The following is a 14,562-nucleotide window of genomic DNA, read 5'->3' as shown; positions in this document are numbered from 1 at the left end:
TCTGTCACACTTTTCTGAGCAATACTCTGTCTTTGCCGTATTCCATCTGGAGCGCGTACACCACGCCGGAATTCTCATCCACACAGAATCCCCGGCCCATATTCTTCGCCTGTCTGGACTTCTTGAGCTGCACGTACACCGGACATGTGCCCTTGTACTCCTCAAGGATCGACATAAATGCAGACTCGTTCTTCATGTATTCGTCCACATCATCGAACAATACCCAGAGCTGGCTGTTGCTCTGAACAGGCTTCTGTCTGTTGTTCCATGGCTTCCCCGACTGAAAGCTCTTGCCACCTTCTGCCTCCTCAAAGCTTATCATATCCGACAATATGAGCTTGTTTTCCTTCTCACCGAGATTCGCCCTGCCCCTGACAAACACTCTGGAATCCACCAGAAGTCTGTCCCTGAACTTCTCGAAATCCCTCGGGAATACTATAACCTCGACCTGTCCGACCAGATCCTCTATCGTCACATACGCCATATTCTGATTGTTCTTGGTGAGCTTCACCGTCACCCTTGATATGAGTCCGCCGATGACATACATTGCATTGTCCTGAAGCTTCTGTCCATCTCCGTCACCCTGATCCCGGCTCATCTCATCGTCATCCTCGGTGTCCACCACGAAATCCGTCGCCTGAGCCGTGCATGTTCTCTGCATAAGCTCGATATATTTGCCAAGCGGATGTCCCGATATATACACTCCGAGCACAGACTTCTCAAGCGCCAGCTTCTCCTGATCTGAATACTCCTCCACATCAGGGTAAGGCACGAGATTGCTCTGCACAAAATCGTCTCCCATCAGGTCAAACAGAGACATCTGCCCTGACTCCCTGCTCTTTCTCTCCCTTGCGGCTTCCTCCGCTATGGCCGGCAGAGCCATCATCATCTGCTTTCTGTTTGCTCCCATATCATCAAATGCACCGCTGAGTATCAGAGCCTCAACAGTTTTCTTATTTGTGTCCTTTGAAGGCATCCTTGTGAGGAAATCCCTGAGATCCTTAAACGGTCCATTCTTGGTCCTCTCCGCCTCTATCCTGTCGACAACAGCACCGCCGACACTCTTTATACCGGAGAGTCCGTATCTTATCTTGCCGTTGCTTATGGAGAACTTTGCCACTCCCTCATTTATATCCGGAGGGAGCACCTCAACTCCCATCTGCTTACACACACTTATATACTTTGCAACCTTGCCATTGTTGTCAATTACCGATGACATCAGCGCAGCCATGAACTCCACCGGATAGTAATACTTAAGGTACGCTGTCTGTGCCGCAAGTACCGCATATGCCACGGAGTGGGACTTGTTAAATGCGTACTCCGCGAACTTCATCATCTCGTCAAATATCTTATTTGCCACAGTCTCCGAGATTCCATTTGCCACGCATCCTGGAACATTGAGCTCCTTGTTGCCGTACACAAAGTTATGACGCTCCTTCTCCATCTCCTCAGGCTTCTTCTTCGCCATGGCTCGGCGCACAAGGTCACTTCTTCCCAGCGTATAGCCCGCCAGCTTCATAACGATCTGCATTACCTGCTCCTGGTAAATGATACATCCATAAGTCGGCTCAAGTATCTCCTCGAGCTCAGGAGTATCATAGTGAACCAGCTCACGGTTCTCCTTGCCCCTGATGTAGTCGTCTATGAACTGCATAGGACCCGGTCTGAACAGAGCAACACCGGCAATTACATCGTCCAGACTCTGTGGCTTCAGCTTCATCATGAAGTTTCTCATGCCCTCACTTTCGAGCTGGAACATACCCTCGGTCTTTCCCTGTCCCATGAGTCCAAGTATATTCGGATCATCGTAATCTATATTGTCTATGTCTATATCCTTGCCTGTTGTCTGCTTGACAAGCTTGACTGTATCCTGCACAACGGTCGCCGTTCGGAGTCCCAGGAAGTCCATCTTGAGCATTCCCAGATGCTCCACCGTGTTCTTCTCAAACTGGGTTACCACCGCGCCCTCGGCTCCAACTGACAAAGGCGCATACTCCTCTATCGCCTCACGGCCTATAACCACTCCCGCCGCATGCATTCCTGCATTTCTAGGGAGTCCCTCAAGCTTTCTGGCTATGTCCACAAGCTCCTTGATCTCGTCCGAGCCCTCGTACATATCCCTGAAATCCTTGCTCGTCTTGAGTGCTATATCTATGGTCATATCCTTCTCTGCAGGTATTGCCTTTGCAAGGGAATCACACACCGCATACGGGAGATCCATGGCTCTTCCAACGTCCCTTATGACGTTTCTTGCGCCCATGGTCTGATATGCTATTATCTGTGTCACGCACTCCTCGCCATATTTCCTTACGCAGTAGTCGATGACCTCCTGACGTCTGATATAGCAGAAATCTATATCAATATCCGGCATGGATACTCGCTCCGGGTTCAGGAATCTCTCAAAGAGAAGGTTGTACTGCAAAGGCTCAATGGTCGTGATGTCCAGACAGTAAGCAACCACACTTCCAACCGCCGAACCTCTTCCAGGTCCAACCGCAATTCCCTGCGATTTTGCAAAATGAATGAAATCCCACACTATCAGGAAATAATCCACAAATCCCATGCTCTTTATGACAGACAGCTCATAATCTATTCTCTGTCTGACCTCGTAGCCGTGGGTTCCCTCGGCCATCTTACCGGACTCCTCATATGTAAATCCGTACTTTTTCTCCATACCCTCATATACCAAATGATCCAGATATTCCTCCGCGGTATATCCCTCCGGCACATCGAATCTCGGAACCTTCTGCTCGCCAAATACGATATTCACATTACACCGCTCTGCGATCTTATGTGTATTCTCCAGAGCCTCCAGGGCGTATGGGAACAGCTCAGCCATCTCCTCCTTTGATTTGAGGTAGAACTGACCTCCCTCATAGCGCATTCTGTTCTCGTCCTGAACCTTGTGGTTAGTCTGTATACACAGGAGAACATCATGTGCCTCCCAGTCCTCGGCATAGATGTAGTGCGAATCATTTGTCACGACCATAGGGATACCCAGTTCCTTTGACAGACGCATGATCCCCGCATTCACAGTTGCCTGCTCAGGTATTCCGTGATCCTGCATCTCCAGAAAATAGTTTTCCTCGCCAAATATATTCCTGTATCTTATCGCAGTCTCCTTCGCACCGTCATAGTCGCCCTTTCTGAGCTTTGTCGCAACCTCACCGGCAAGACAGGCGCTGAGCGCTATAATTCCCTCATGGTACTTCTCCAGCACCTCCATATCGACCCTCGGCTTATAGTAAAAGCCCTCGGTAAATCCTCTGGTCACGATCTTGGACAGATTATGATATCCCAGATCATTCTCCGCCAGAAGGACGAGGTGATAATATCTGTCATCGCCCTTTCCAACTTCCCTGTCAAATCGTGATCCCGGACTGACATACACCTCACATCCGAGAATAGGTTTTATCCCCTCTCTGAGACAAGTCTCATAGAACTCTATAACACCGTACATGACGCCGTGATCCGTTATTGCGAGGGAATCATATCCCAGTTCCTTTGCCCTGCGCACAAGTCCGTCTATCTTCGCCGCACCGTCCAGCAGACTGTAGCCTGTATGCACATGCAGATGTGTAAACTCCATATGTCTCCTCCTTATTTGTTATGCAGTATCTCCCGCCTTATATAGTCAAATGTATAATCTTCGCCCTTCTCAGCCAGAGTCGTTAGCATGTCCTCCAGCAGATCCGCCGATTCAGGGTGCAGATGATGTCTGGATCTGCCCCTCAGATAATACTCAAGCGGAAATGAATCCGTATACTTATCACCATTATAATTCTTGCTGGCAGCCACCCTGTCGCAGAACATCTCCACAACGTACTTCTCCGGCATGCGCATTCCCACCAGCTCCACACAGTTCCTGTCAACACTGTAGTCTACCCAGTATTCCAGATGGTGCTTGTTTCTTCCCTTGTGGTGCAGCCATGCGCTTGAATACCCCTTGCTCTCGCGCTCCGCATCATTCGGGCTTCTTGTTCCCTGATAATACTTTGCCCCGACTGAGAACTCAGTCCACGAATACTTTGACAGATCGTGCACAAGCCCCTGCCAGTATAATCCGCACTTAAAGCAGTTATGCATGACCATTCTCTTATGTCTGTTTATGGTTTTCAAATGTCTGTACCATTTTGGAGCATCCATATCATCCCGTCCTTTCCCACTGAGTACAAAAGGCTGCCGCAAAAACTTTTGCAGGCAGCCTTCCTCAATATTGAAGCCGAAAAAGGGACTCGAACCCTCGACCCACGCATTACGAATGCGTTGCTCTACCAACTGAGCTATTTCGGCATCTATAAATTACTACCATACGCTATCGGTTAGAAACACCAGATACCATATAGCGGTATATTTACCAATCCTTTATCGACAAACATGTCATCTGTAGATATCCTCACTGAAGTCTGATTGTCATATCTCTGTTTGAATACTCTGGAGCTCTGGGCCTTGGTGTGCGGACTTGTCTGAACATCCACTGGAATGACCTCTCCATCGCCCTCATACACGAAATCAACCTTCGCTGTGGCCGATGAGATCCAGAAATACAGATCCCCGATACTCCTGTTCACATACAGCTCTGCAAGAGCGTACTGCTCTGCTATAACTCCATCCATCATATCAAGAACATTATCTGTGTCAATATCCTGAACCAGAATACCAGCCATGACCCTGAGCAGACCATGATCAAGATGATACAGCTCAAATGACTTGTCATCCTTCTGGTTTGCCAGAGGAAGCACTCCATTCCTGACTCTGTACACCTGACGCACAACGCCCATCCTGACGATCTGATCAACTGACGCCTCATACTCCCTGGCACGGGCCTTCGGATCAACGTATCCATACATGAACTTCTTGTTCTCCTTGGTAAGCTGAACCGGAATACTGTTCCATATAGCCATGACCTTGGTAAGATATCTCTTCGGAGTGGAGTTTATCAGATATTCAGTAGTTCTGTCAAGTATAGACTTCAAAACCACATCAACTCTTCTGAGATCTCCTGTCTTATAATATTCATCCACCGCCTCCGGCATTCCTCCGGTCACGAAGAAAGTCTCAAGCATTGTCTGGACGCTGTCCCTGACCTCATCCGGCATCGGTGTGATCTTCTGGTTCTCTATAAATGCACAGAGCTTTCTGCCCTTTCCCGCTTTCAGGAATTCCTCAAAGTTCATAGGCATCATCTCATATACGCATATGTCATCCTGGCACTCTTCCTCTCCCGGGATTGGTCCACAGGATGTCGCAATGACACAGATCCTGCAGTCAGTATTGTATCTGCTATACTCAACAAGGTTGCCGAGCAGTCCCACACAGTTCTGCGCATTGTCAAATATAAGAAGCTTATCCTTGAAATCATACTTGTCAAGCGACGTTGTAAGCTTGGCATGAAGCTTCTCCGGCCTCCTCTCCTTTGCTGCATATGCGGCAAAGTCCGGATACTTGTCCATGTCTATTATTATATGATCCTCAAAAAATCCCATGGCAAAATCAGCCACAGCCCATGTCTTGCCAACAAACTTGCCACCACGGACAACTGCAATCTTATCCGCTCCGGTCTCATACCATGTTGCAAGGTCATTCATAACATTTCTAAACAAGCATCTCACCTCGATTCGACCACTTTTTCCAAATCTATTATAGGATACCACTAAAAATTTGCAATGTAAATAGTTAAACCCATATCATTGCACTCTCTGATTTTTTATCACTTTATACTATTCATACAGGAATTTTTCCCTGAAATACGTCTTAAGTGCTGGTTCATCGATATCCATGTACTTCATCACAACCTCATACAGGAACTCCTTATAATATTCCCAGTCTTTTCCCGACATATCCAGCTCCTGTACATCCTCATAGAATATCTCTCCAAGCTTATTACGAAGTCTTATAGTCGCTACATATAAGTTGATATTACCATTTGCATTCTCTGACTTCACCACATCCACCGTCATGTCTCCATACTTCAGATGGGTCTCTCCACGCATGATCCTTACTTCCTTCTCAATGCGCGAAAGGCATTTCTCCTCAACCATATCCCGCAGGAAATACCCACGATTTTCAAAGAGATATTTCTTTATGGACATGAGAATGATCTCATTCTGAGAATAACCGGTATAATCAGATAATCTCTCCAAATCCCTCGCCATTCTGGAATCCATTCTCAAAGGCTTGCTCGTGAGCTCTCTCTTGTTAAGTCCCGGCATAATATGCTCCCTTTCTCTATCCCTATGGGGTAAAAAATCCGGAGGAGATATGTCCTCCGGGATCATTCTGATCTAATTGATATCCTGTTGTATTACTCGCCCTTGCCGATCGACAGGAATCCACTCTCATTAGCCTTCAGCAGGAATGCAAGACCGATGTTCTTCTTGCCCTCCTCTGTCGCCTTGTAGATCTCACCTGTCTCAACAAGAGACTTGGCTATTGCAACTACGACATCCTTGAACTGCATCATCTGACGTCTGTCCTTAGAACTCAACTTAAATATGTACTGGTTCTTGGAGCTTATCAGAAGGATGCTGAATGTATGTACGTTATCCTTTGAAGCCCTTATTGCAGATCCGATCATTCTTGAGTTGGCAATGATGACATCCGCATTCTCATCAGGCAGATACTCTGAAACTATCAGCTTGTAGATCTTCAGGTAATCCTGCTCTGCCGTAGCATTGACAGGCATCTCGGCAACTGCAAACTCAACGACGGAATCAGCCATCTTGATAGTACCGCCATCATCATTGATGACTGCGTTACACTCCTTTGGAACACAGAGTCTGAAGAACTTGTTCTCCACAACCTTCTGTCCCTTGGCAGGTTCTCTGAGTATGAGATCTACATAGTTCATCTCCAGCTTGTTCATCGCAACTATCGCTGACTCATCGCCGGTCTCAGCAAGATCGATAAGAGCGTCGTACAGGCTCCATATCTGCTGAGTAGTTGTAGGAACGAGCTCTATGAGCTTCTCAATAGCAGGAACATATCCCATACTTGCATTCTCTATGTACAGCTTGACCGCCTCATCGCTGGCCAGGCCCTTCTCAACCTTGTAATTAATAACCTTAAATAAGTTCTCCTTATCCCAGTCATCGAAGTTCGCATTGAACGCCTTCTCGAAATACTTGATACTCTTGATCTCGCCCTTGTAGTTATCCTGCTTCTCCTGTACCTGATAGATTCTTCCGAGCTCATATCCGGCACGGGCGCTTCCAAGACCAAGTGCCTCAAGATAAGCCTTCTCAATCTCATATGGTGTTGCAATGTAGAAGATCTGTCTCTGCTTCATCATGGCTATCTTGATAGCCGCTGACTCGCTTCCGGCCTCCACTGCACGCTCCCACTTCTCAACAGCCGTCTGAAGGTCCTCTCCCTTGAGATCCTCAAGATCCTTGATATAGCCCTCAGCCTCCTGAATACCGTTCTCTCTGGCCTTCTTGAAGTAAGACAGTGCCTTGACTCCGTCTCTCTTCGTTCTGAGCAGACCGTAATAATATATTCTTCCAAGATAGAATGCAACTCTCTTGTGTCCAAGACGCTCTGCATTCTCATACCAGTTAACTGCCTTCACATAATCCTTGAGCTGCTGGTCATATACGATTCCAAGAAGGAATGCAAGCTCAGGATCCTTAGTTGCCTCAAACAACTGCTTTGCATAACTTATAGTCTTCTCAACATCCCTGTATGGGCTGTCCTCATCGTAGTACAGCTCTATCAGAAGGTAACTTGCCTTTATGCTTCCAAGCTTAAGAGCCTGCTTTGCGGCTCTCATGGCGCCCTCATAATCCTCAAGGTAGTAGCAGTATATAGCCTCGTTATAATACTGCATATCCTTTCTGTTGGCACTGTGGTCACTGGCCAGCGTAGGATCTACAAACGCAAATGAGTTGGCTGTCTCAAATATGATCTCCTCGTACTGCTCTATGATCTCCATTGTAGCACACACGAATCTCATACATGCCAGTCTACGTCCATGATAGAAGGCAAATGACACGATTCCCTTCTCCATGTCCTTGTGATAGTAAGTTGTACATATTCCATCTGCATACTCTGTGACATACGCCTTGAGCTGCAGCTCTTCGTCAAACGCATCGTTACAGTATCTCAGGTAATTCTCAAGAGTCATCTTGGAATCCTTTGGCACACTGTCATAATATACATACATTGCAAAATCCTTATATGTAAGACTTGGTGCGTAATACTCCTCACCTGTTGACTCGTTGATCGTCTTCACCCAGCCCTTTGGAAGCTTGTGGATGAATCCCTCAACCTGATCATGTACATATGTGTACTGATACTGAAGTCTTGAAGCCTCGATAACCTTGTAACGTGGCTCCTTTCCCTTTGCCTTTCTGGCCTCTGCTATATCCGTGTACAGCTTGTCCTTCTCCTCGAACTCAAGGCTGTCACCGTGGGTACTAATGTACTCAACTCTCTCGTATGAAGCCTTCGCCTTGGCATCGCCGGTATCAGCGAGCTTCTTGTACCACATCATGGCCTTGTCCAGATCGATAGGTACGACATAATCACTCTTGTTGCCATACTCATCCACTCTGTTAAGTCCGCTCTCATATATCGAACCAAGGCTCATATACGCTGCCTTTATACCGTAATCTGTGGCTGCAAGCTCATAATACTTGATGGCCTTTGAGAAGTTCTGGACTTCCAGAAGCATCTTGGCAAGCTTGAATATAACATCGCCGTCATGGTTCTGATTCACATACTTCTCGTAATACTTGGTAGCCTTGTTCAGATCCACATCCACAACTGCGTTGCGGTACTTTCCCTTCTCATAAAACTCTGCAAGTGCAAGAAGAGCATCATCCCCATATGACTTATACTGCGCATCCATTATTCCTATGTCTGCAACCTGTTCAAGTATGTTTACTGATTCCTCAGCATCTCCGTTGTCCATAAGGTTCATGGCTTTGTTGAACTGGAGCTCCACATTGTTGACCGGTTCCTTCTTTTTGGAAAATCTGGATACGAATGGTATCTTCTTTAATAATCCGTCAAAAAATCCCATATCCTGTTCCTCCGACAAATGTCCATTGATAAATTTATTTTACCACATACACATCCGAGGTGCAATAAATCATCCAAATTACTTATTGTTTTTTGTCAGATATTCTGAAAGTGCATTGACTGCTGCCTCTTCGTCGGCGCCGTCTGCAACTATAGTGAGCTCACTGCCATTCTCGAAGCTCATGCTCATCATACCCATAATGCTCTTAGCATTGATTCTCTTATCTCCGGTAACAAGGTGAACCTTGCTGTCATACTGACTTGCAACCTGTACAAGAACTGCAACAGGTCTTTCCTCTGCCTCTCCCATCATTGATACAACAACTGTCTTTTCGATCATTACATCCTCCTTGGGCTCATCAACAGCCCCGCATTTCTTCTGCGATCTCACTTATTTTTCTTAATCTATGATTAACCCCCGACTTACCGATCGGCGGCGTCATCATCTCACCAAGCTCCTTAAGGGAAGCATCCTCATTCTCCAGTCTGGCAAGCGCCAGCTCCTGAAGGTTATCGGGCAGATATCCTATGCCCTTTGTCTCTATTATGTAATTAATGTCATTCATCTGCTTTACGGCAGCGCTCACGGTCTTGTTGAGGTTTGCAGCCTCACAGTTGACCCTGCGGTTGATATTGTTACGGATATCCTTCCTGATCCTTATGTTCTCCATATTCATCAGGGATATGTGTGCGCCCATTATCCCAAGCATATCAACTATCATCTCCCCATCCTTCAGATAGACGACGTAGTATTTCTTCCGCTGTATTATGCGGGCTTCCACTCCAAATCCTTTTATTATCTCCTGTATGAACTGTGCCCTTCCCTCGTTCTCGCACACCACCTCCATGTGGTAGCCCTTGTTCGGATCACTGATCGATCCCGAGGTCATGAACACTCCTTTTATATATGCTCTCCTGCAGCAATCCTGCTGAACATCCATCCTGCTGACCTTCATGAGCTGACACTGTATCAGTCCCTCATATTCATGTTCGTTTTCTATCTTCAAGGTCATCAGTATCGTATTGACAATCTCTGGAGAATTGATCTCCATCCTGTATACTCTGCTGTCAGCTCCGGTCCTTCTTACACTTGAGTCCGGAATATATCTGAACAGCCTCTTTATCAGGGAAGCTATCTCCTTTGCGATAACACTTCTCTCTGTAACTATCACCAGCCCGGCCGGTCTGCCAGCCCAATATCTCACATATGCCACCATTGAAATCATCGCAGCCAGCTCAGCTATCTGACAATGCCTCGCTCCCGGAACATTCCCTGCCAGCTCCATCTTAACGTCTGAAGAAAATGACATATTCCACCTGCTATACTATCTGTTATTACATGCTACAACTTCTTGACTATTGAATCCTTCAAAATATCCCTGTGAACTATCCTCACTGTATACTTTGACTTCTGCAAACGGGCATAGACAGCATTGGCTATCGTGACGGATCTGTGTTTTCCGCCTGTGCAGCCGATGGAAATGACCAACTGATTTTTGCCTTCCTTGATATAATTCGGTATCAAAAATGTTATCAGATCTATAAACTTTTCCAGATACTCAGGGCCCTCCTTGCAGTTCATAACATAGTCCTGTATCTCTTTGTCGTTTCCCGTTTTCTCCCTGAGTTCAAGGTCATAGTACGGATTAGGCAGAAATCTCACATCCTGAACTATATCAGAATCCCTCGGTATTCCATACTTAAAGCCAAATGACATGACCGTAATTATGAAATTCGAATACTCTTCATTCTGCACAAATATCTTGTCAAGCTCCGCCTTAAACTCTCTCACAAGGAGGTTGGTAGTATCGATTATATAATCAGCCTCCTCCTTGAGGAAGCCGATAAGCTCACGCTCCTTGTTTATTCCATCTATTATTCGCCCACCCTTGACCGAAAGAGGATGGTTTCTTCTAGTCTCTTTATAACGCTTTACCAGAGTTGCATTGGAACACTCAATGAACAGGATCTCATAATTCATGCCCTCTCTTCTGATATCCGCCAGGCACGAATTGAGTTGTGACAAAGCCCTTCCACTTCTGATATCAACACTGATAGCAACATCATCCACCTGGATCTGCTCATCATAAGCGATCTCGGCAAATCTTTTTATGAGCTGGATAGGCAGATTATCAACACAGAAAAATCCGGCATCCTCAAGCGTCTTAAGCGCCGTTGCCTTTCCTGCTCCACTCATTCCTGTCACAATAACAAATCTCATGCTCTGTTCTCCCTGTCTCACTGAATGCTAGAAATCGCCAAGCATCTTCACCTCAGGCTCCAGCATCACGCCAAACTGATCCATAACCTTCTTCTGTACATCACGGATCAGACCTGCCACATCAGCAGCGGTTGCACCGCCCCTGTTCACAACAAATCCGCAGTGCTTCTCGGACACCTGTGCTCCTCCCACAGAATATCCCCTGAGTCCTGCATCCATTATAAGTTTACCCGCAAAATATCCCTCAGGTCTCTTGAATGTAGAGCCCGCCGACGGATACTCAAGCGGCTGCTTTGTTCTTCTGGAATCCGACAATTCCTTCATTCTGTCATCTATATCCTGCTGCACACCTGCTGCCAGCTTCATGGTAACCTCAAGAACTATGAGCCCCTCAGCCTCCACAGCACTGTGTCTGTACGAAAAATCCAGTTCATCCGATGACATATCATATATATGTCCATCGGCATCCATCACCTTGACACTGGTGACAACGTCCTTCATCTCACCGCCATAAGCTCCCGCATTCATATACACCGCACCGCCTATAGTACCGGGAATCCCGGAAGCAAACTCAAGACCGGTCAGCGAATTATCCCTTGCCAGTCTGCTGACTCTCACCAGCTTTGCCCCGGCCTGGGCTGTTATCACATCACCATCAACTGTTATCCCATTCATATTGTCCATTATATTGATTATCATGCCCCTGTAGCCAGCATCCGACACAAGCAGATTACTGCCATTACCAAGGACAAAATACGGTATCTCACATTTCCGACAAAGTTCTATAATCCCCACAACCTGATCTGCATCAGAAGGACTCGCAAAATAGTCGGCAGGACCGCCCACCCTGAAGGTAGTGTGTGCGCTCATCACCTCATCTGCGCTTGCATTCTTCTCTCCGGTTATCTCTCGAATACTGTTCAATATATCTAAATCTGACATGTCAACCTCATACAATCTGTCTTCTATATTTTATTCACATGTGCATGTATTTTAAAACAAAAGTAAAAGCACCCCCTGTCACAGAAAACTGCTTTTTTCTTAACATACACAATAAAAGTCTTTAATATATTGGATTTTACGGCACTATTCATCACCATTAAATTCATCATACATTAAAGACTTTTATAATTCAATATTAAAATTTAATATAAATTTACCATCTTTCGCAAAACCTTTGGATATTTTCACAAATTCTACTGGTAAATTTTACCGAAATTACATTCAGGTCAATTACCTTCCAAGCATGCTGCATGCACTTCCATAAATACCTGCATCATTGCCAAGCTGTGCAAGTGCGAACTTTGTCTGTCTGCATGCATGGAATGCATAATGCTCGAAATACTTCTTTACTGAATCTGTAAGTATGGAGCCCGCCTTTGACACGCCTCCACCGATTACAAATATCTCAGGATCAACTACACATGCTATCTGTGCAAGCGCACGACCCAGGATACGTGCCTGTGTATCAACTATCTCAAGTGCAAGCTCGTCTCCTGCCTTTGCTGCGTCAAATACATCCTTTGCAGTAACAGCCTCGAGCTCACGGAGAGTTGACTTCTTATCTGAAGCTGCCATAGCTCTGCCCGCAAGTCTTACCACGCCTGTTGCAGATGTGTACTGCTCCAGACATCCCTTGTTTCCGCATCCACATGTCTCAGTCTCTGAATCGTCAACACATATATGTCCGATCTCACCGCCGGCACCATTCACGCCGAACAGCATCTTGCCGTTGAGTATGATTCCGCCGCCAACACCTGTTCCAAGTGTTACCATTACCAGATTGCTGTGGCCCTTGCCACCGCCCTGCCACATCTCTCCGAGCGCAGCGACATTTGCGTCATTTCCAGCCTTTACGGGATATCCGACCAGCTTCTCCAGCTCGTCCTCAACATTCAGTATTCCCCATCCGAGGTTTACACACTTGAGAACCGTTCCATCCTCCTTGACAGGTCCCGGAACTCCGATTCCAACGCCCTCAACATCTTCCTTTGCAAGCTTCTTGCTTTCAATAACTTCCTTTATAGAATCAGCAATGTCCGGAAGAACATTCTTTCCACCGTCCTCTGTGCGGGTCTTGATCTCCCACTTGTCGAGCAGTTCGCCCTCAACGGTAAAAAGTCCCATCTTTACTGTAGTTCCTCCAACATCAACTCCAAATACATACTTAGCCATGTTTTTTCTCCTTCCACATTCTCCGCTTTTTATTGTAATATCACGGCCGGCAGTCATTTACTGCTTGTCACCACCGCCGTTGCCCTTCATAATATTCTGTGTAACTCTGTTATAAAGCTCCTGAGCTGCATTGTATCCCATCTTCTTCTGTCTGTGGTTTACAGCCGCCGACTCAACTATGATCGCGATATTCCTTCCCGGTCTGATTGGTATGTTGTGACTTACCACCTTATTTCCCAGGAACTCCATATAATTGTCCTCAAGTCCGAGTCTGTCGTATTCTGTATCTTTGCTCCACTCCTCCAGGTTGATGACAAGATCGATATTCTGATCTATCTTAACGCACTCAACACCAAACAGTGATTTCACATCTATTATTCCAATTCCTCTGAGCTCAATAAAATGCCTCGTTATGTCAGGAGCTCTTCCTACAAGAGTCGCATCGCTGACCTTCTTGATCTCAACCACATCGTCCGCAACAAGTCTGTGTCCTCTCTTCAGAAGCTCCAGCGCCGCCTCCGACTTACCGATTCCGCTCTCACCCATGATCAGTACGCCCTCGCCGTATACATCGACAAGAACCGCATGCACCGATATTCTTGGAGCCAGCTCCACATGCAGCCATCTGTCCACCTCATGTACAAATGCAGATGTGACCGCATCGGATGTGAGTACCGGAACCCCGTGCTTCTTCGCCATCTCTATGATAAATGGATATGGCTCAAGACCTCGGCAGAATATAAGGCATGGCGGCTTGTATGAGAAGAACTCATCCATAATGCGCTTGTTTTCCTCCTCAGTATGCATAGCTGCCACATAGGCATGCTCAACATTACCACAAATCTGTATTCTTCCCGCATCAAAGTGTTCGAAGAATCCACCAAACTGTACTGCCGGTCTGTTCATACCCGGATCCTGGATAAGTATCTTATCCGTATCGATCTCCGGAGTATGGTTCTTGAGATCCATCTTCTCTATAAGCTGTGTAACCGTAACACTGTAAACCATATAAACCCTCTGCAACACCGAAACCGATGTTTTTCCTTTCCTAATATAGTCAATATGACTTATTTTATCGCAATTAATTATACTTATGTACGCTCTCTGTTGTCAAGCAGACATGCACAATTACACAGCCAAAT

The 14,562-nt window shown here is 46.3% G+C and carries 11 protein-coding genes and 1 tRNA gene; all 12 read right to left on the bottom strand.

All coding sequences use genetic code 11. From position 1 onward, the window contains the following. Nucleotides 1-4: 4 nt before the first annotated feature. Nucleotides 5-3,589, bottom strand: a complete 3,585-nt coding sequence (locus DW025_RS12460) for a DNA polymerase III subunit alpha (protein ID WP_120000126.1) — start codon at nt 3,587-3,589, stop codon at nt 5-7. An 11-nt stretch (nt 3,590-3,600) separates the two neighbouring features. Then, entirely contained in the window at nt 3,601-4,146 is a 546-nt protein-coding gene (locus tag DW025_RS12455) for a DUF5662 family protein (protein WP_015533282.1), read from the bottom strand. A 74-nt stretch (nt 4,147-4,220) separates the two neighbouring features. After that, nucleotides 4,221-4,293 (bottom strand) — tRNA-Thr (locus DW025_RS12450). 29 nt (nt 4,294-4,322) lie between these two features. Next, entirely contained in the window at nt 4,323-5,603 is a 1,281-nt protein-coding gene (locus DW025_RS12445; protein WP_022216601.1) for a DUF4143 domain-containing protein, read from the bottom strand. A 117-nt stretch (nt 5,604-5,720) separates the two neighbouring features. After that, nucleotides 5,721-6,212, bottom strand: coding sequence for a hypothetical protein (locus tag DW025_RS12440; RefSeq protein WP_118016777.1), 492 nt, complete (start codon nt 6,210-6,212; stop codon nt 5,721-5,723). A 92-nt stretch (nt 6,213-6,304) separates the two neighbouring features. After that, a complete protein-coding gene (locus tag DW025_RS12435) occupies nt 6,305-9,025 on the bottom strand; it encodes a tetratricopeptide repeat protein (protein WP_120000124.1) in 2,721 nt (906 codons plus the stop codon). Nucleotides 9,026-9,103: 78 nt separating this feature from the next. Continuing rightward, nucleotides 9,104-9,364, bottom strand: coding sequence for an HPr family phosphocarrier protein (locus tag DW025_RS12430; RefSeq protein WP_117548563.1), 261 nt, complete (start codon nt 9,362-9,364; stop codon nt 9,104-9,106). A 19-nt stretch (nt 9,365-9,383) separates the two neighbouring features. After that, nucleotides 9,384-10,334 carry a DNA-binding protein WhiA gene (gene whiA, locus DW025_RS12425; RefSeq protein WP_117548562.1) on the bottom strand — a complete coding sequence of 317 codons (951 nt, stop codon included), beginning with the start codon at nt 10,332-10,334 and terminating at the stop codon, nt 9,384-9,386. 32 nt (nt 10,335-10,366) lie between these two features. Then, entirely contained in the window at nt 10,367-11,245 is an 879-nt protein-coding gene (rapZ, locus tag DW025_RS12420) for an RNase adapter RapZ (protein WP_015533288.1), read from the bottom strand. A 27-nt stretch (nt 11,246-11,272) separates the two neighbouring features. Continuing rightward, a complete protein-coding gene (gene murB / locus DW025_RS12415) occupies nt 11,273-12,187 on the bottom strand; it encodes a UDP-N-acetylmuramate dehydrogenase (protein WP_117548561.1) in 915 nt (304 codons plus the stop codon). A 291-nt stretch (nt 12,188-12,478) separates the two neighbouring features. Then, a complete protein-coding gene (locus DW025_RS12410; RefSeq protein ID WP_120000313.1) occupies nt 12,479-13,420 on the bottom strand; it encodes an ROK family glucokinase in 942 nt (313 codons plus the stop codon). Nucleotides 13,421-13,477: 57 nt separating this feature from the next. Further along, a complete protein-coding gene (gene hprK / locus DW025_RS12405) occupies nt 13,478-14,428 on the bottom strand; it encodes an HPr(Ser) kinase/phosphatase (protein WP_015533291.1) in 951 nt (316 codons plus the stop codon). Between the last annotated feature and the right edge of the window lie 134 nt (nt 14,429-14,562).

Source organism: Coprococcus sp. AF38-1, assembly GCF_003603945.1.
Lineage (GTDB): Bacteria > Bacillota > Clostridia > Lachnospirales > Lachnospiraceae > Coprococcus > Coprococcus aceti.
The sequence above is the reverse complement of the archived record's forward strand: the minus strand, read 5'-3'. Positions and strand labels throughout refer to the sequence as shown.